General features: G+C 70.1%; 12 protein-coding genes. 1 reads left to right on the top strand and 11 read right to left on the bottom strand.

Annotated elements, in window-relative coordinates; translation table 11 throughout:
• Positions 1–2064, top strand: a complete 2064-nt coding sequence (locus ABMQ42_RS02780; protein ID WP_349721230.1) for a glycoside hydrolase family 3 protein — start codon at positions 1–3, stop codon at positions 2062–2064.
• A 261-nt stretch (positions 2065–2325) separates the two neighbouring features.
• On the opposite strand, the gene ABMQ42_RS02775 is transcribed toward ABMQ42_RS02780, so the two are convergent.
• From ABMQ42_RS02775 to uxaC, 11 genes are all read right to left on the bottom strand, one after another.
• The gene (locus tag ABMQ42_RS02775) at positions 2326–3156 is read right to left on the bottom strand and encodes an ATP-binding cassette domain-containing protein (RefSeq protein WP_349721229.1); all 831 of its coding nucleotides are present in this window, start codon (positions 3154–3156) and stop codon (positions 2326–2328) included.
• Positions 3153–4955, bottom strand: coding sequence for a dipeptide/oligopeptide/nickel ABC transporter permease/ATP-binding protein (locus tag ABMQ42_RS02770; protein ID WP_349721228.1), 1803 nt, complete (start codon positions 4953–4955; stop codon positions 3153–3155). The genes ABMQ42_RS02775 and ABMQ42_RS02770 overlap by 4 nt, the downstream gene beginning before the upstream one ends.
• The gene (locus ABMQ42_RS02765; RefSeq protein ID WP_349721227.1) at positions 4952–5893 is read right to left on the bottom strand and encodes an ABC transporter permease; all 942 of its coding nucleotides are present in this window, start codon (positions 5891–5893) and stop codon (positions 4952–4954) included. Before ABMQ42_RS02765 ends, ABMQ42_RS02770 begins: the two co-directional genes overlap by 4 nt.
• 54 nt (positions 5894–5947) lie before the next feature.
• Positions 5948–7477, bottom strand: coding sequence for an ABC transporter substrate-binding protein (locus ABMQ42_RS02760; protein ID WP_349721226.1), 1530 nt, complete (start codon positions 7475–7477; stop codon positions 5948–5950).
• Positions 7478–7788: 311 nt separating this feature from the next.
• Positions 7789–8832, bottom strand: a complete 1044-nt coding sequence (locus ABMQ42_RS02755) for a LacI family DNA-binding transcriptional regulator (protein WP_349721224.1) — start codon at positions 8830–8832, stop codon at positions 7789–7791.
• Entirely contained in the window at positions 8829–9323 is a 495-nt protein-coding gene (locus ABMQ42_RS02750; protein ID WP_349721223.1) for a gluconokinase, read from the bottom strand. Before ABMQ42_RS02750 ends, ABMQ42_RS02755 begins: the two co-directional genes overlap by 4 nt.
• Positions 9313–10551, bottom strand: coding sequence for a D-mannonate dehydratase ManD (gene manD / locus ABMQ42_RS02745; RefSeq protein ID WP_349721222.1), 1239 nt, complete (start codon positions 10549–10551; stop codon positions 9313–9315). Before manD ends, ABMQ42_RS02750 begins: the two co-directional genes overlap by 11 nt.
• A 24-nt stretch (positions 10552–10575) precedes the next feature.
• A complete protein-coding gene (gene uidB, locus ABMQ42_RS02740; protein ID WP_349721221.1) occupies positions 10576–12090 on the bottom strand; it encodes a glucuronide transporter in 1515 nt (504 codons plus the stop codon).
• A 38-nt stretch (positions 12091–12128) separates the two neighbouring features.
• Positions 12129–13907, bottom strand: coding sequence for a beta-glucuronidase (gene uidA, locus ABMQ42_RS02735; protein WP_349721219.1), 1779 nt, complete (start codon positions 13905–13907; stop codon positions 12129–12131).
• Between the two features lie 11 nt (positions 13908–13918).
• On the bottom strand, positions 13919–15502 hold the full coding sequence (locus tag ABMQ42_RS02730; RefSeq protein ID WP_502884580.1) for a mannitol dehydrogenase family protein: 1584 nt from the start codon (positions 15500–15502) through the stop codon (positions 13919–13921).
• On the bottom strand, positions 15499–16902 hold the full coding sequence (gene uxaC, locus ABMQ42_RS02725; RefSeq protein WP_349721218.1) for a glucuronate isomerase: 1404 nt from the start codon (positions 16900–16902) through the stop codon (positions 15499–15501). Before uxaC ends, ABMQ42_RS02730 begins: the two co-directional genes overlap by 4 nt.
• Between the last annotated feature and the right edge of the window lie 27 nt (positions 16903–16929).

The raw sequence follows: 16929 nt of genomic DNA, 5'->3' as shown, positions 1-16929 counted from the left end.
ATGGAGCAGCCCGCACTGGAGTCGCGTCACGCGGCGATCATCGAGGTCGACGGGTTGCGCTTCCGCGACCTCGACGGCGACGGCCGGCTCACGCCGTACGAAGACTGGCGGCTCACGCCCCGCGAGCGTGCGGAGGACCTGCGCGACCGTCTCGACCTCGCCCAGAAGGCCGGCCTGATGATCATCGGCTCCCACTACATGGCCGGGTCGGCGTGGGTGGGCGATGACGGCGGGTTCCCCACGGGGCGCCCGTCGTTCAGCGCGGCGCCGCGGCTCGACCCGACCGGCACCCACCTGCGTGAGGAGGACGGCTACTCCACGCGGCAGCCGATCACCGGCGCACCGCTGGATCGCCCCAAGCTCTATGCGTCGAGTGCGCGCGGTGCGATCGCAGAACGTCACCAGCGCCGGCTCATCGTGCGCGACAACGCGCCGGCACGCGAGCTGGCGGTGTGGGCGAACGCGCTGCAGGAGCTGGCCGAGCAGACCGCCTTCGGCATTCCCGCCGTGCTCGCCTCCAACCCCCGCAACCACGTCACGGCCGGTGCGACGCTCGGCGTCGGCGAGGGCGGCGGCGTGTTCTCGGAGTGGCCCGGTGAGCTCGGCCTCGCCGCGATCGGCGATGAGCGGCTCGTCGGCCGCTTCGCCCAGATCGCGCGCCGCGAGTGGCGGGCCACGGGACTGCACAAGATGTACGGCTACATGGCCGACGTGCCCAGCGAACCGCGGTGGAGCCGTTTCAACGGCACGCTGGGAGAAGACCCGCAGGTCGTCTCACGTCTCATCGCGACCCTCGTGCGCGGTTTCCAGGGCGAGGCCCTCGGTGCGGACTCGATCGCCCTCACCGTCAAGCACTTCCCCGGGGGCGGCGTGCGCACCGAGGGTCACGACCCGCACTTCCCCTGGGGGCAGGACAACGACTACCCCACCCCGGGCAGCCTCGAGAAGTACCAGCTGCCGCCGTTCCGTGCGGCCGTCGAGGCCGGCGTCTCGTCGATCATGCCGTACTACTCGAAGCCCGTGAACACCTCGGCCGACGAACTTCCCGCAGACCTGCACGGCGACGACGCGCAGTTCGAGGAGGTCGCCTTCGCGTACAACTCCGCGTTCCTGCGAGGGCTGCTGCGCGACCGTCTCGGCTTCACCGGCCACGTCAACAGCGACTCGGGCGTGCTCGAGGGAATGGCGTACGGCGTCGAGCAGCTGACGCCCGCGGAGCGCGTCGCGAAGGCCGTGCGCGCCGGCACCGACGTGTTCAGCGACGTCACCGACCCGTCCGACGTGATCGCGGCGGTGCGCACCGGCGCCCTCGCCGAGAGCGAGCTCGACCGGTCGATCACCCTGCTGCTCGAGGAGATGTTCGCGCTCGGCCTGTTCGAGAACCCCTACGTCGACCCCGACACGGCGACCGCTGTGGCCGCCGACGCGGACACCCGCGCGGAGGCCGAGGCCGCCCAGCGGCGCAGCGTGACCCTGCTGCGCAACGCATCGACCGCCGATCGCGGTGCGCCTCTGCTGCCGCTGGCGCCCGATCGCCGCGTGTACGTCGAGGTCTTCGCCCGCGAAGAGGCGGCCGCGCTCACGCAGTCGCTGCGGCACGCCCTCGCCACCCATGTCACGGTGGTCGACGACCCCTCCGAGGCCGACACCGCGGTGGTCTGGGTGCGCCCGATCATCTCGCTGTTCGGCGGTGATGATGTCGCCGACCGGCCGCTGAGCGTCACGCTCGCCGATCGCGGCATCGACGTCGAGCGCATCCGGGCGATCGAGAGGGCCGTGCCCACGGCGCTCGTGGTGAACTTCCTGAATCCGTGGGTGATCTCCGACGTCGAGCCCGACGCCGCCGCGGTCGTCGCGACGTACGACGTGTCGCCGGCGAACCTGGCCGACGTGCTGGCGGGATCTGACGCGCCGGGCGGACGTCTGCCGCTCACGGTGCCGCGCAGCCCCGAGGCCGTCGCCGGCTCGCCCCGCGACGTGCCGGGCATGTTCTGCGGCCCCGATTACCCGTATGTGGATGCCGCGGGCTCGGTGTACACGGTCGGCTTCGGTCTCTCGTACTGAGGCGCCGGGCGGCTTCGGTCTGTCGTACTGATCCGTCGGTCTGCCCTCGGGCGCGGCGTCGTCCGCCGAGGGCACCCGCACGCGGTGCGGGCTGCGCGCCGCGCGGGCCGCAGCGGCAGCCGCCCCGGCGGGCCGCGGGCCGCGGGCCGCGGCATCCATCCCAGTCCCGGCACAAAGCGCCGAAACAGGGGAATCCCGCCGAGACCGCGGGCGACGCCCTGGGTCTCGGCGGGAATCCCCGGCCTCGCGGTGCCCGCGAACTCAGCGCGAGGCGGCGAGCTCCTGACGCTCTTCGCGCCGGAGCGCCTGGGCGTCCGGGTCCGGGACCGGAGACGCCAGGAGCAGCCGCTGCGTGTACGGGTGCTCCGGACGCTCGGTCACCTGTCGTGCATCGCCGTACTCGACGATCTCGCCGTGATAGAGCACCGCCACACGGTGGCTCAGATGCCGTACGACGTCGAGATCGTGCGAGATGAACAGGTAGGAGACCCCGGTCTCGCGTTGAATCTGCAGCAGCAGGTCGAGCACGGTCGCCTGCGTCGTCAGGTCGAGGGCCGAGACCGGCTCGTCGCACACGATGAGCTTCGGTGAGAGTGCGAGGGCCCGCGCGATGGCGACGCGCTGGCGCTGGCCGCCGGAGAACTCGCGCGGCTGACGCTGCAGGGCGTCGGAGGGCAGGTTCACGTGGTCGAGCAGCTCTTTCACGCGCGCCCGCGACTGCTTCGCGCCGATGCCCTGCACGCCGAGCGGTTCGGCGAGGATGTCGCCGATCTGCATGGCGGGGTTCAGCGACGTGTAGGGGTCTTGGAAGACCACCTGCAGATCGCGCCCGAGCTTCTGCCGCTGCCGGCGGTTCGCATGGCTGATGTCGGCGCCGTCGAACGTGATCGTGCCGTCGGTGACGGGCGCGAGACCGAGGACGGCGCGTCCGAGCGTCGTCTTGCCCGATCCCGACTCTCCGACGAGGCCCACGGTCTCACCGGCGCCGATCTCGAGCGACACGCCCTTCAGCACCCGGAAGGGCTTCGCCCGGAACCCCTTGGCCGGGTACTCGACGACGAGGTCGCGCACCCGGAGCAGCTCGCTGGTCATGATCCCTCTCCCCCCTCGGGAACGGTCAGCATCGTCATCGGCTCCTTGCCGACGAGCATCGATCCGAGCAGCCGCTTCGTGTACGGCTCTTCGGTGTAGTGCAGCACCTCGCGAAGCTCGCCGCCCTCGACGATGCGCCCCTGCTGCATGACGATGACCCGGTCGCAGAGGTCGGCGACGACGCCGAAGTTGTGCGTCACGAGGATGACGCCCACGCCGAGCCGCTTCTGCAGATCGCGCAGCAGATCGAGGACATCCGCCTGCACCGTGACATCGAGCGCGGTCGTCGGCTCGTCGGCGATGATCAGGTCGGGCTCGCAGCTGATCGCACCCGCGATCAGCACGCGCTGCGCCATGCCGCCCGACACCTCGTGCGGATACGCCCGGAACGTGCGCTCCGGGTCGGTGATGCCGACGTCGCGCAGCAGCTGCAGGGCGCGTCGCCTGGCCTCGGCCTTGGAGATGCCCAGCGTGCGCACCATCGGTGCCACCAGCTGCGAGCCGATCCGGTAGGCCGGGTCGAGGTTCGACATGGGCTCCTGGGGAATGTACGAGATGCGCTTGCCGCGCAGCTTCGCGAGCCGCGACTGACTCACCGTGGTCTCACCCGGAGCGACCGTGTACTGGCCGTCGAACTCGATGCTGCCGCCGAGGATCCGCGCTTCGGCCGGCAGCAGACCGAGGATCGAGAAGGCCGTCTGCGACTTGCCCGAGCCGGACTCGCCGACGATCCCGAGCACTTCGCCGCGATCGACGGTGAACGACACGTCGTTGACGACGCGCTTGATCGCCCCGCCGCGCTGCGGGTAGCCGACGGCGAGGTTCTCCACCGCCAGCAGGTGCTCCTCATCGGAGTCGGCGGGGATCACGACGCGGTTGGTGGACGCCAGCGCGATCGTGGGCACCGCCTTCGACCGGGGCACCTTCTCGCGGTCCTCGAGGGCATCGCGGATCGCGTTGCCCAGCAGCACGAGCGCCCCGATGGTGATGCCGATCGCGGCCACGGGCCACACCAGCAGCATCGGCGCGAGGTACACATTCGTGAACCCCTCGCTGACCATCACACCCCAGGTCGCCACCGCGGGATCGCCGAGTCCGAGGAACTCCAGTCCGGATTGGATGCTGATCGCGATGCCGCACACGATCGCGGTCTGGATGATGATCGGGGCGCGGACCACGGCGAAGATGTGCCGCGAGATGATGCGGGCGTCGCTCAGTCCCGACACGCGCGCCGCGTCGACGTACAGCTCGTTGCGCACGGACTGGACCGCGGTGCGGGTCAGTCGGAAATAGCCGGGGCTGATGAGGATGCCGAACGCGATCATCGAGATCCAGACGCTCGGCCCGAACGCGGCGCGGATGGTCAGCAGCAGGATGATGCCGGGCACCGCCATGAACATGTTCACGATCCAGCCGGCGACCGAGTCGAACCAGCCCGAGTAGTACCCTGCGATCAGACCGGACGGCAGTCCGAGCGCGATGGCGACCGCCGCACACAGCAGGGCGGCCAGCAGCGTCGTCTGGGTGGCCAGCACGAGCCGGCTGAAGGTGTCGCGACCGGCGCTGTCGGTCCCCAGGATGTTCGTCGCATCGGGACCGGCCAGCGTCTTGGCGATGTCGGCGTGATTCGCATCGAACGGGGCGATCCACTGCGCACACACCGCGACGACCAGCAGGACCGCGAGGATGATGAGGGCGGTCAGGCCGAGCGGGTTGCGCAGCACGCGCTTGACCACGTGCGTGCGCGATACCTGGTCGGGCGCGGGAGCCTCGACTTCGAAGGCGGTTTCCTGACTCATGAGACACGCACCTTGGGGTTCAGCCACCCGTTCGCGAGATCCACGAGCAGGTTGACGATGATGACGATGACGACGGTGTAGACGACCACACCCATGACGAGCGGGGTGTCGCCGAGCGTCGTCGACTGCACGGCGAGCGCGCCCATGCCCGGGAGGGCGAAGATCTGCTCGATGATGACGACCCCGCCGAGCATGCCGATGAAGTGCAGGCTGAGCACCGTCAGCCCCGCCGGCGCGGCGCTGCGCATGACGTGTTTGAAGAGGATGACCGGCTCGGGGGTGCCACGGCTGCGCAGAGTGCGCACGTAGTCGCGCTCGAGCTCGCCGATGACGGCGCTGCGGATCTGCTGCGCGGTGCTGGTGAGCCCGTTGATGACGAGCGCGATGACGGGCAGGGCGAGCGAGGCGATCCACGCGGCGCCGCCGGCGCCCGGCGCGATGCTGCCCGTGGCGGGGAACCAGCCGAGACCGATCGCGAAGACGGTGACGAGGATGATGGCGAAGACGAACTCGGGGATCGCCTGCCCGACGACCGCGCCGGTCTGCAGCAGCCGGTCGACCCCGCCGCGCTTGACCGCCGCGGCGATGCCGAATCCGGAGGCGAGGATCGCGATCCCGATCGTGGCCGTGACGATGAGCGCGAGCGTCACCGGGAGCCGGCTGAGCAGCGACTGGGTGACGGGCTCGTTCGTGAACCAGGAGGTGCCGAGGTCGCCGTGCAGTGCGCCGCCGAACCAGTTCAGCATGCGCACGATGAGCGGCTGGTCGAGCCCCAGCTCGTGCTCCTTCGCCGCGATCTGGTCGGAGGTGGCGAACTCACCGAGGATGTTCTGCGCGATGTTCGACCCCGAGTAGTACAGGAGGAAGAACGTGACGCAGCAGAGCGCGACGAGGACGGTCACCCCCGATACGAGGCGCCGGATGATGAAGATGAGCATGATGTCAATCCGTGGGGTGGGGGTGCGGGGGAGCCGTGCTCCCCCGCACCGTGGTCAGGATGCCGGCGAGTAGTTGTAGAGGTTCGGCACGGCCTGCTGGATCTGCACCTCGACCTTGACCTTCTTGGCGTTGGTGAAGTACTGCTGGTTCACGCGGAACCAGGGCGCGAACCACGCGTTGTCGGTCACGTACTGATTGACCTTCTTGGCGAGCTCGCCGGCCTTGTCGCCGCCGGTCTGCACGGCGTCGATGTCGGCCTGCAGCTCGTCGCTCGTGGTGTGGAACGGGTTGTACGCGGCATCCGTCGTGATCATCTGCCGGATCGCCACCCACGGCTCGCCCTGGAAGATCTGGAACCACGCGAGCGGGAACTTGCCGGCGATGATGTCGCTCACGTAGCTCGTCTGCGGGACCGAGCTCAGCTTGATCGTGATGCCGACGTCGGCGAGCTGCTGCTTGACCACGGCCATGATGCTCTCGGTGCCGGGCAGAAGGGGCACGTTCATCGAGAAGCCGTCGGGGTAACCCGCCTCGCTGAGCAGCTGCTTGGCCTTCGCCGGGTCGTACGGGTAGGCGTCGTCGAGCGCCGGGATGTAGGCATCGTTCGACTTCCCGAACACCTGCGAGGTGACCTCGCCCTCACCGCCCATGACCTCTTTGAGCATGGTCTTGCGGTCGAACGCGTAGTTGATGGCCTGGCGCACCTTGACGTCCTTGAGCGCCGGCACGATCTTGCCGTCACGATCGAACAGCAGCAGACCCGACCAGTCGTTGGTCCACTTGGTCTGGGTGAGCCCCGCCTGCTCCGCCTTCGGAGCCGTCTTGGGATCGAGCAGCACGGCGTCGACCTGGCCCGACACGATGGCGTTCAACCGCGCGGTGACGTCGGGGAGGATCTTGACGACGACCTTGTCGTACTTCTGCAGATCCTTGTTCCAGTACTTCGGGTTCTTCGTGAACGTGAACTGCGAACCGTTGACGCTCGCCGCCTTGTCGAGCACGTAGGGGCCGCTGCCGACCGGATCGGTCTTGATGGCCTCGGTGCCGAGCGCCTTCGGGCTGCCCATGAAGCCTGCGGCCTGGCTCAGGTAGTAGAGCATGGCCGGGTCCGCCTCGGTGAGGTCGACGCGGACCGTGTCGTCGTCGACGACCTGGACGTCCTTGATGGACTTCGCCTCGTTGGCGTCGGGGCCGTTCGCGGACTTGAAGTGGTCGAGGTTCGCCTTGGCCGCCGCTGCGTCGAACTTCGCCCCGTCGGTGAAGGTGACGTCGTCGCGCAGGTCGAGGGTCAGCTGCGTCTGGTCGTCGTTGTACTCCCACTTGGTGGCGAGCATCGGCGCCAGCGTACCGTCGGGCTCACGCAGGATCAGCGTGTCGTAGGCCGCCTGATACGTCGGCATGAGATGCCCGAGGTGGGCCTGGGCGGGGTCGAACGAGGTGACATTGCTCAGCGAGCCGAGTGTCAGGGTCTTCCCCGCGGTCGTGCCGCCGGTCGCGGCGCCACCGCCGCCGGCGCAACCGGCGAGCGCGACGGTCGCCGCTGTCAGGACGGCGATACCCGCCGCCAGTGGACGAAACTTCATCGTGTCTTCTCCTTCGGGTGCTCCACGCTGAGTGTCAATCGGTTGCCAGCCAGTCCCGGAAACCCACTCGACATCGGCAACTATAGGGCACCCGTCACCGCATGGCAACCGATTGTCAAAATCGTTACCTTTGTGACCGGTCCCACGGCGCGGGCCCCGTCACTCCCGGGGCGTGGGCGCCGTCACTCCCGGGGCGCGGACCGCGTCACTCCCGGGGCGCGGGCCGCATCACTCCCGGGGCGTGGAACATGCGCGGCGGCGAGCGCCGGCGCGCGGAATGCGCCCGGCGCCGACACGACGCCGCGCAGATGTCAGACGGCGGCAGAGCCCGTCGAGCCGCGCACGATCAGGCGGGTCGGCAGCGGCTCGAGATCGCAGTCCGCGTCGTCCTCCGCGAGCAGCCGCTCGACGGCCTGCCGCCCGGCGGCCATCAGATCGGTCCCCACCGTGGTGAGCGTGGGCGAGATCAGCTCGCTGCCGAAGATGTCGTCGAAGCCCACGACGCTCAGTCGATCGGGGACCGGGATGCCGGCGGCCGCGGCCTCCTGCATGAGCCCGAGGGCCATCAGGTCGTTGTACGCGATCACGGCCGTCACCCGTGATGCGCTCACGCGCCGCAGCGCCTCGCGCCCGCCGGTGATCGTGGGCGCATTCGGGCCGATCTCGACGATCGCCATGTCGCGCGCCTCGGCCGCCGCCAGGATGCTCGACCAGCGACGTGCGCTGATCCACGACGTGTCGGGACCGGCGAGGAACGCGACCGAGCGGTGCCCGAGCGATGCCAGGTGGTCGATCAGCTCGACCACGCCGGCGTCGATGTCGGGGAGCACGCTGTCGACGCCGTCGACGGCACGATTGATGAGGATGACGGGCTTGCGGTCGGCGAGTTCGGTGATGCGTCCCGCGGCCAGGCGCGTGGTGGCCAGCACGAGCGCATCGACGCTCGGCAGCAGTCGCTCGATCGCCTCGGCCTCGTTCTCGCCCGACTCCTGCGACTCGGCGATGACCAGGGTGTAGCCCGCCTCGGCGGCGGCATGCTCCGCGCCGCGCACGATGCCGAACACGACCGGGTTGGTGATGTCGGCCAGCACCAGACCGATCATCTTCGTCTTGCCGGTCTGCAGGGCGCGCGCCATCGGGTTGACGCGGAAGTCAAGTCGCTCGGCGGCCGCACGCACCTTCGCGGCGGTCGCGGCGCTGATCCGCCCCGGCTTGCCGAGCGCACGCGAGACGGTGGAGGGGTTGACGCCGGCGAGCTCGGCGATGTCGTAGATGGTCGGCGCTCCCCCGCGCGCGTGGATGCGCGCGAGGATCGCCTCGGCCGGGTCGTCGCCCGTCGTCGTCTGCGTGCTCATCGGATCCGTTCCACCGCCTCGTCGACCAGGGCGTCGACCGGCTCGGCGAAGTCCAGGGTGAACCCCGCCTCGTCCGAGCTTAGGTCTTCGAGTGTGTCGAGCTGCGACTGCAGCAGGCTCGCCGGCATGAAGTGCCCCTCCCGGTCGGCGATGCGGTCTTCGAGCACCGCGCGATCGCCGGTCAGATGCACGAACACGGTCTCGGGCGCCGCCTGTCGCAGCCGGTCCCGATAGGCGCGCTTCAGCGCCGAACAGGCGATGACGACGGGCCCTCCGGCGAGGCGTGCAGCCACGGCATCCAGCCACGGCCACCGGTCCGCGTCATCCAGCGGGATCCCCGCCGACATCTTGTCGACGTTGGCCTGCGGGTGCAGATCGTCGGCGTCGACGTAGGCGACTCCGAGCCGGTCGGCGAGCTGCTCGCCGACCGCGCTCTTGCCCGATGCCGACACGCCCATCACGACGAGGGGCGGTAGGGCGTCACCAGTCATGCACGGTCCCGTCGGCGAGTCGGTTGTAGGGCAGATAAGCCTGCTCGTAAGGGTACTTGCCCGCCTCGTCGGTGTTCAGCTCCACCCCCAGGCCGGGCTTGTCGCCGGGGTGCAGCATCCCGTTCTCCCACGTGAACGACTGCTCGAAGACCTGGTTCGTCTTCTCGCCGTGCTGCATGTACTCCTGGATGCCGAAGTTGTGGATGGCGAGGCCCAGGTGCATGGCGGCGGCCATGCCCACCGGCGACACGTCGGTCGGCCCGTGCATGCCCGACTTGATCTGGTACATCGCGGCGTAGTCGAGCGTCTTCTTCAGCGGCGAGATGCCGCCCATGTGCGTGACGGCGCCGCGCACGTAGTCGATGAGCTGGTCGCGGATGATGTCCTTGAAGTCCCACACCGTGTTGAAGATCTCGCCGATCGCCAGCGGCGTGGTCGTGTGCTGACGCACCAGCCGCAGGGCCTCCTGGTTCTCGGCGGGAGTGCAGTCCTCGAGCCAGAACAGGTCGTACGGCTCGAGCGACTTTCCGAGCTTGGCGGCCTGGATCGGCGTCATCCGGTGGTGGCCGTCGTGCAGCAGCGGGATCTCGGGCCCGAACTCGTTGCGGACCGCCTCGAACACGCCCGGCACGTGCCGCAGGTACGCGCGGGTGTCCCAGTCCTCTTCCACCGGCTTCGCCCCACGGCGCGCCGGCTCGTGGTCGTAGCGCACGCCGGGCTCGCCCTGGTCGGCACCCTGCGAGGCGATCCCGTAGATCGCCTTCAGGCCCGGCACACCGGTCTGCACCCGGATCGCCCGGTACCCCTTCTCGAGATGCTCGCGGATCGAGTCGAACAGCTCGGGGATCTCCTTGCCCGACGCGTGCCCGTAGGTGAGCAGCCCGCGCCGGCTCGCACCGCCCAGCAGCTGGTACACCGGCATGCCGGCGGCCTTGCCCTTGATGTCCCACAGCGCCATGTCGACCGAGGCGATCGCCGCCATCGTGACGGGCCCGCGACGCCAGTACGCCGAGCGGTACAGGAACTGCCAGGTGTCTTCGATGCGCGACGCGTCCGTGCCGATCAGCAGCGGCACGACGTGCTCGGTGAGATAGGTCACCACCGCCAGCTCGCGGCCGTTCAGCGTCGCGTCGCCGATGCCGGTCAGACCGTCGTCGGTCGTGAGCTTGAGCGTCACGAAGTTGCGGTCGGGACTGCTGACGATGACCTCTGCCTTGTCGATGATCATGGGATTCCTCCTGGGTTGTCTCGTCTACTTCTTGCTGCGATGCGCGAGGGCGCCCGGCCGGGCCTTGCCCGTGCGGAAGGCCGCCGTGGACAGTGCCACGTCCTCCTGCACGGTCGCAGGATCGATGTCTTCCACCGCTGCCGCGCCGGCGAGGGCGAGGGATGCCGCGACCGGGCCGTCCTCGGCCGTGGCGGCCTCGCGACGCTCGCGGATCTCGGCCACGATCCGGGCGTGCACCTTGTCGGTGAGGGGATAGGCCAGCATCACGAGCGCGGCGGCGGCGACGCACACCGCGGGCAATGCTGCCGCCCCGGCGCGGATACCCCAGTCCGCGCCGGGACTCTGGGTCGACGCGCCGGCGACATAGCCGCCGATGCCGATCGCGTAGGCGGCGACGGCGCCGCCGACGGCCTGACCGGTCTTGCGCGTGAACGAGAAGAGTGCGTAGGTGATGCCTTCGGCGCGCACGCCCGTCTTCCACTCGCCGTACTCGACGGTGTCGGCCTCGATGGCCCAGACGAGCATGTTCACGAGCAGAACGCCGAGCATCGCCACGAGCAGGGCGCCGAAGGCGACGGCGCCGTTCGGCGCGAACGCGGCCACCGCGAGTCCCACCACGCCGACACCGGCAGAGGCGATGTATGCGGTGCGCTTGCCGAAGCGACGCACGATCGCAGGGACGAAGGGCGAGATCGCGAACACCGCGACCAGCTGGGCACCCGACAGATACGGCACGAGGTACAGACTGTCGAAGACATCGCGCATGAGGTAGATCTGCGCGGTCGACATCGAGATCATGCCGGTCAGGAACAGCACCGAGCTGACGCACAGCAGCAGCAGCGGCTTGTTGCCCTTCAGCGTCGCGAACGACTGGCGCATGGTGACGTGCGGCACGGCGCGGTGCACGCGCTCCTTCGTCGAGAACGCCGTGAACAGGTACAGGGCGAGCCCGATGAACACGAACGAGATCGTCACCGTCGTGAACACGCCCTGCAGGTCGGCCTTGGTCCCCAGCAGGGGCGAGATGAAGATGCCGAGGGCCGATCCGGTCACGACCGCACCGATGCTGCGCGCCGTCGCGAGCTTCGCCCGCCCGCTCGGGCTCTGCGTCATCGCCGCGGCGAGCGAGCCGTAGGGGATGTTCACGAGCGAGTAGGCGATGTTCAGCAGGCCGTAGGTGAGATAGGCGTAGACGATCATCCCGGTCTGGCCGATCTGCGGCACGTGGAAGGTCGCCACGAGCAGGAGCAGCAGCGGCAGCGAGCCGAAGATGAGGAACGGCCGGAACTTGCCCCAGCGCCGGGTGTTGACCCTGTCGACGAGCCGGCCCACGGCGATGTCGGCGAACGCGTCGACGATCCGCAGCACCAGGAAGATCGTGCCCACCGTCGCCGCGGCGATGCCGGCCACGTCGGTGTAGTAGATCAGCAGGAACATGGTCGCCGTCGTGAAGGCGAGGTTGTTCGCGGCATCCCCGGCTCCGTAGCCGATGATGCTGTGCCGTGGGAGCCTGTGCTCCGCCGGGACGGTTGCGGTCATGGTGACGCCTCCTTGCGCTCGCGTGCGGGATGCCGCGATCAGTCGTTCGCGCGCGGGGCTGTCCAGCGCGCACGAAGGGCGTGCGCGACGGCCTTGGGCCTGCGATCGCGCGTGAAGACGCCCTTCTTGTTCCCGTCGACCCGGAAGAAGCCGGACGACGTCTGGAAATCGGCGAAGTTCCACACCTGCTCGCCGATCATCGTCGGGATGCGGTCGAAGACCCGGTGGTACACGTCGAGCAGCCGCACCTGGTACTCCTCGGTCCACGGCTGGTCCCACACCGAGTGGAAGCCGGCGATCGTGTCGGCGCCGTACTCGGTCATGATCATGGGCTTGCCGTACTTCTCCGCCCACGCCCGCAGCTCGCGCTCGAGGTTCGCCTCGGCCGATGCGAGGTCGCCGCCGTCGACGTACCAGCCGTAGTAGCGGTTCAGGCACAGCACGTCGGCGTACTTCGAGACCCGGCACACCTCCGGCGGGGCGAGCATCACGTTCACGAACGTGACCGGACGCGACGGGTCGAGTTCCCGGGCGAGCGAGAACAGCGGAGCGAAGTACTCGTCGGTCCCCTCCGACATCGAGTCGGGCTCATTCGCGATCGACCACATGACCACGCTCGGGTGGTTCTTGTCACGGGCGATGAGTCCGCGGATCTCCCGCTTGTGGGCCTCCTGCAGCCCGGGGCCGAACTGATCCTGGAACCGCGTGCCGTCGGTTCCGACGATGCCGATGCCGCCGCCGATGGCCTTGTTCAGCCCGACCGCGGGGGTCTCGTCGATGACGACGATGCCGTGGCGGTCGGCGTAGTCCATGACCTCCTCGGCGTACGGATAGTGCGAGGTGCGGAACGAGTTCGCGCCGATCCAGTGCATGAGTTCGAAATCGTGCACGAGGTACGCGTCGTCGTGTCCCTTGCCGCGCACCGCGGAGTCTTCGTGCTTGCCGAAGCCGGTGAAGTGGAACGGCTCTCCGTTGATGAGGAAGCGGCCGCCGTCGACGGCGACGGTGCGGATGCCGACGGTCTGCGGATACTCGTCGACCACCGCATCCGCGACGACGGCCTCGGCGACGAGCGTGTACAGATAGGCAGCCCCGGGCCGCCACAGGGTCGCGTCGGGCACGCGGAGGGTGCCGGCGGCACCGTCCGCGGCGGCGACCTCGACCCCGCTCTCGTCGAGAAGGCGCACGCGCACGGCGGCGTTGCCCACCACATCGACGCGATAGTCCACGATGCCGTCGGCACCGTCGATGCCGGTGACGACGGTGACGTCGTCGACGTGCACCGCGGGGCGGCTCGCGAGCCACACCGACCGGGCGAGGCCCGCGTAGTTGTAGAAGTCGTGCAGGTAGGTCTGGCTGCGGCGGCCGTCGGGCCGCTCGACGATCTCCCCCGGCGGGATCGTCTCCGGCGTCAGCTCGTTGCTCACGCCGATCGTCAGGCGGAACTCGGCGCCGGGTGAGACGACGTCGGTGACATCGATCTCGAACGGCAGGTACCCGCCTTCGTGGGCGGCGACCCGATGGTCGTCGACGTACACGACGCCCGCGTGGGTCGCGGCATCCACCCGCACGACCACGCGCTCGCCGGCCCAGCCGCGCGGAACGCGCACGGTGCGCTGGTACCAGACCCAGCCGACGTGGTCACGGATCTCGGGATCGGTGAACAGGTCGTTGTAGCTGGCGGGCACGGGCGCCTCGCGCGTGGTCGCGAGCGGTGCCGTCCACGGCTCGGGCACGGCGTCGTCGTCGACGGCGAACGCCCACAGGCCGTCGAGGGAGACGAGCTCGCGGGTGGCGGTGATCTTCGGTTTGAGCATGACGTGCGTCCTCACACGGTGGCCCGGGCGCGCACCCGGGCGATGAATTCGGAATCGAGGTCCGCCCCGACGAGGTGCAGCAGCGCCGCGACGGGATCGGGGGTGGATGCCGCGGCCCGGACGTCCTCGGCCTCACGGTCGGGGGCGGGGATGCCGGCCACGGCGGCGGCGATCCAGCTCGCGAGCGCGTCGGCGCAGGCCGCGGCATCCTCTCCCCGCTCGTGCAGCCGCGCGGCGATCGGCACGATGCGGTACCGGATCTTGGTCGTGGTCTCGGCGGCGATCTGGTCGAGCCGGTGCACGATGCGCGGGTTGGCGAAGCGCTCGGCCAGCTGCGCGCGGTAGTCGACGGTCTCGACGTCGTCGGGCAGGCAGGTGACGGCCTCGGCCCAGAACGCCTCGACGAGCGCGTGGCAGGCGTCGTCGGCGAATGCGTCGGCGACGGTGGCGTGCCCGCGGTCGGGGCCGGCGACCGCGAGGATCGTGTGCGCGCCGTTGAGCAGCCAGAGCTTGCGGTCCTCCCAGGGGCCGATGTCGTCGACGAAGCGGGCACCGACGGCGTGCCAGGCGGGACGTCCGGCGGGGAAGTCGCCCTCGAGCACCCAGTCGGCGAACGGCTCGGTCACGACCGTGGCGCGGTCGTGCCAGCCGGCCTCGACCACGGCGTCGACCTCACCGGTGTGGGCCGGCGTGATGCGGTCGACGCTGGTGCTCACGAACGACACGTTCTCGTCGACCCACTGGGCGAGGGCGCCGTCGACCTCGTGCGCGAGCGCGGTGAGGGCGCGCCGGGTGACGGAGCCGTTGGCCGGGACGTTGTCGCACGAGACGACGGCGACAGGCCCGGCGCCGGCGGCGCGGCGGGCCGCGAGGCCGAGCAGAAGGCGCCCGAGCGGAGTGACGGGACCCCTTGTTGCCGTCACCCCGTCGGGGGTCTGGGGTGTCTCAGGGGCTGCGGCTTCGCGCGCGCCTGTGTCGGCCGCGCTGGCCGCACCTGCCCCGCCCTCGCCCGGGGCGAGGGGATCTGCCGAGCCGAGGGCCGAATCGCTCGATTCGGCCCTCGCGTGGTCCATTCCCCTCGCCTGAGGCGAGGGGCGCACGCTCGCCGAGCGCAGAGCCTCGACGTCGGCGCGCACATCGGCGTCATCTCGGTCGAGGGCGCCGTCGGCGCCGAGGCGGTAGCCGGCCTCCGTGATGGTGAGGGTGACGACACCCACGTCCGGGTCGGCGAGCAGCTCGGTCAGCCGCGCGAGATCGGCGCCGTCGCGCGCCTCGCTGATGCTCGAGATGACCTCGACGGCATCACCCGCCGCGCCGCGGGCGACGAGGGCGTAGAGGCCGTCCTGCGCGGCGAGGGTCTCGGCCGCACGCGGCGAGCGACCGGTGAAGGCGGCGATGCCCCAGCCGTCGCCGGCGCGCTGGGTGTACCAGGCCTGGTGCGCGCGGTGGAAGGCGCCGAGCCCGAGGTGCACGATGCGCACCGGGGCGGGCTCGGACGGGATGCCGGCCGCGGCGAGGTGCGCGCGGTTCAGGTCCACGGCGGCGGGGTGCGCGATGGTGCGGGATGCCGCGGCCCGGGTGGTCGGAACGCTCACAGCTTGAACACCCCCCGCGGGATCGCGTCGACGAGGTCGCGCGCGATGCGGCGCGCGGTGGGCCGGCTGACGCGACCCTCGACGACGAGGCGGGCCAGGAACGCGGCATCCAGCCGTCGTGAGGTGTCGTGCCGCGCCGGGATCGACAGGAACGCCCGGGTGTCGTCGATGAAGCCGCTGGAACGGTAGAAGCCGGCGGTCTCGGTCACGGCCGAACGCCAGCGGAGGATGGCATCGGGCGCGTCGAGGAACCACCACGGCGCCCCGATGTAGAGGCTCGGGTAGAAGCCGGCCAGCGGGGCGATCTCACGCGAGAAGCTCGTCTCATCGACGGTGAACAGCACGAGGTGCAGGTTCTTCTCGGTGCCGAAGGCCTCGAGCAGGGGGCGCAGGTTCTCGGTGTACTCGGTGCGGACGGGGATGTCGTGCCCGGTGTCGGGGCCGAAGGCGTCGAAGGTCGGGCGGTGGTGGTTGCGCCGCACGCCGGGGTGCACGGTCATCACGAGGCCGTCGTCGACGCTCATCTTCGCCATCTGGAAGAGCATGTGCCCACGGAACTCGCGGGCGGCACGGGCATCGAGCTTGTCGGCGAGCGCGTGGGCGAACAGGTCCTGCGCGGCGGCCGGATCGAGGTCGGTCGTGTAGGGCTCGAGCACTCCGTGGTCGGCCGAGACGGCCCCGTGCGCGAGGAAGTGCGCGCGGCGGTCACGCAGCGCCTGCACGTATCCGGCGAAGGTCGCGGGGCGCCCGGTGGTCTCGACGAGGCGCGTGACCCGGTCGGCGAAGCCGGCGGCCTCAGGGTCGAGGTACGCATCGGGACGGAAGGTGGGCAGCACGCGACCGCGGAAGTCGGGGTCGGATGCCAGTGCCGCGTGCGCGGCGAGGTCGTCGAGCGGGTCGTCGGTGGTGGCCAGCACCTCGATGCCGAACCGGTCGAACAGCGCGCGCGGACGGAAGTCGCGGTCCTGGATGCGCGCCGCGATCGTGTCGTACAGCGCGTCGGCGTTGTCGGCGCCGGGCTCGTCGACGATGCCGAACAGCGTGCGCAGCTCGTACTCGAGCCAGTACGCCGACGCCGTGCCGGCGAAGCGGTGCCAGTTCTCGGCGAGATGGCGCCAGATGCGGCGCGGGTCGGCGTTCGCGGTGGGGCCGACGCCGAGCTCGTCCAGCGGAACGCCCGAGGCGAACAGCAGCCGGGTGACGTAGTGGTCCTTCGTGATCAGCAGCTCGGCCGGGTCGGCGAACGCCTCGTCGCGCAGCAGAATGCCCGGGTCGACATGCCCGTGCGGGGAGAGGATCGGCGCGTCGGCGACCTCTGCGTACAGCTCGAGGGCGACGTCGCGGGTCTCCTCATCCGCTGGCAGGAGCGCGGCATCACGGGTCTGCGTCGTTGCGTGCATGGTTCCATGATGCGCCGGTTCTGCGCT

The organism is Microbacterium sp. KR10-403, from assembly GCF_040196215.1.
Classification (GTDB): Bacteria; Actinomycetota; Actinomycetes; order Actinomycetales; family Microbacteriaceae; genus Microbacterium.
This window is presented reverse-complemented; position numbering and strand designations above follow the sequence as displayed.

What these genes read in the sequence shown, in the direction of transcription:
- ABMQ42_RS02750 (WP_349721223.1), bottom strand. Translation starts at nt 9,323, where the DNA reads ATGACTGGTGACGCCCTACCGCCCCTCGTCGTGATGGGCGTGTCGGCA.
- ABMQ42_RS02765 (WP_349721227.1), bottom strand. Translation starts at nt 5,893, where the DNA reads ATGCTCATCTTCATCATCCGGCGCCTCGTATCGGGGGTGACCGTCCTC.
- uidA (WP_349721219.1), bottom strand. Translation starts at nt 13,907, where the DNA reads ATGCTCAAACCGAAGATCACCGCCACCCGCGAGCTCGTCTCCCTCGAC.
- ABMQ42_RS02755 (WP_349721224.1), bottom strand. Translation starts at nt 8,832, where the DNA reads ATGAGCACGCAGACGACGACGGGCGACGACCCGGCCGAGGCGATCCTC.
- uxaC (WP_349721218.1), bottom strand. Translation starts at nt 16,902, where the DNA reads ATGCACGCAACGACGCAGACCCGTGATGCCGCGCTCCTGCCAGCGGAT.
- ABMQ42_RS02760 (WP_349721226.1), bottom strand. Translation starts at nt 7,477, where the DNA reads ATGAAGTTTCGTCCACTGGCGGCGGGTATCGCCGTCCTGACAGCGGCG.
- ABMQ42_RS02770 (WP_349721228.1), bottom strand. Translation starts at nt 4,955, where the DNA reads ATGAGTCAGGAAACCGCCTTCGAAGTCGAGGCTCCCGCGCCCGACCAG.
- manD (WP_349721222.1), bottom strand. Translation starts at nt 10,551, where the DNA reads ATGATCATCGACAAGGCAGAGGTCATCGTCAGCAGTCCCGACCGCAAC.
- ABMQ42_RS02780 (WP_349721230.1), top strand. Translation starts at nt 1, where the DNA reads ATGGAGCAGCCCGCACTGGAGTCGCGTCACGCGGCGATCATCGAGGTC.
- uidB (WP_349721221.1), bottom strand. Translation starts at nt 12,090, where the DNA reads ATGACCGCAACCGTCCCGGCGGAGCACAGGCTCCCACGGCACAGCATC.
- ABMQ42_RS02775 (WP_349721229.1), bottom strand. Translation starts at nt 3,156, where the DNA reads ATGACCAGCGAGCTGCTCCGGGTGCGCGACCTCGTCGTCGAGTACCCG.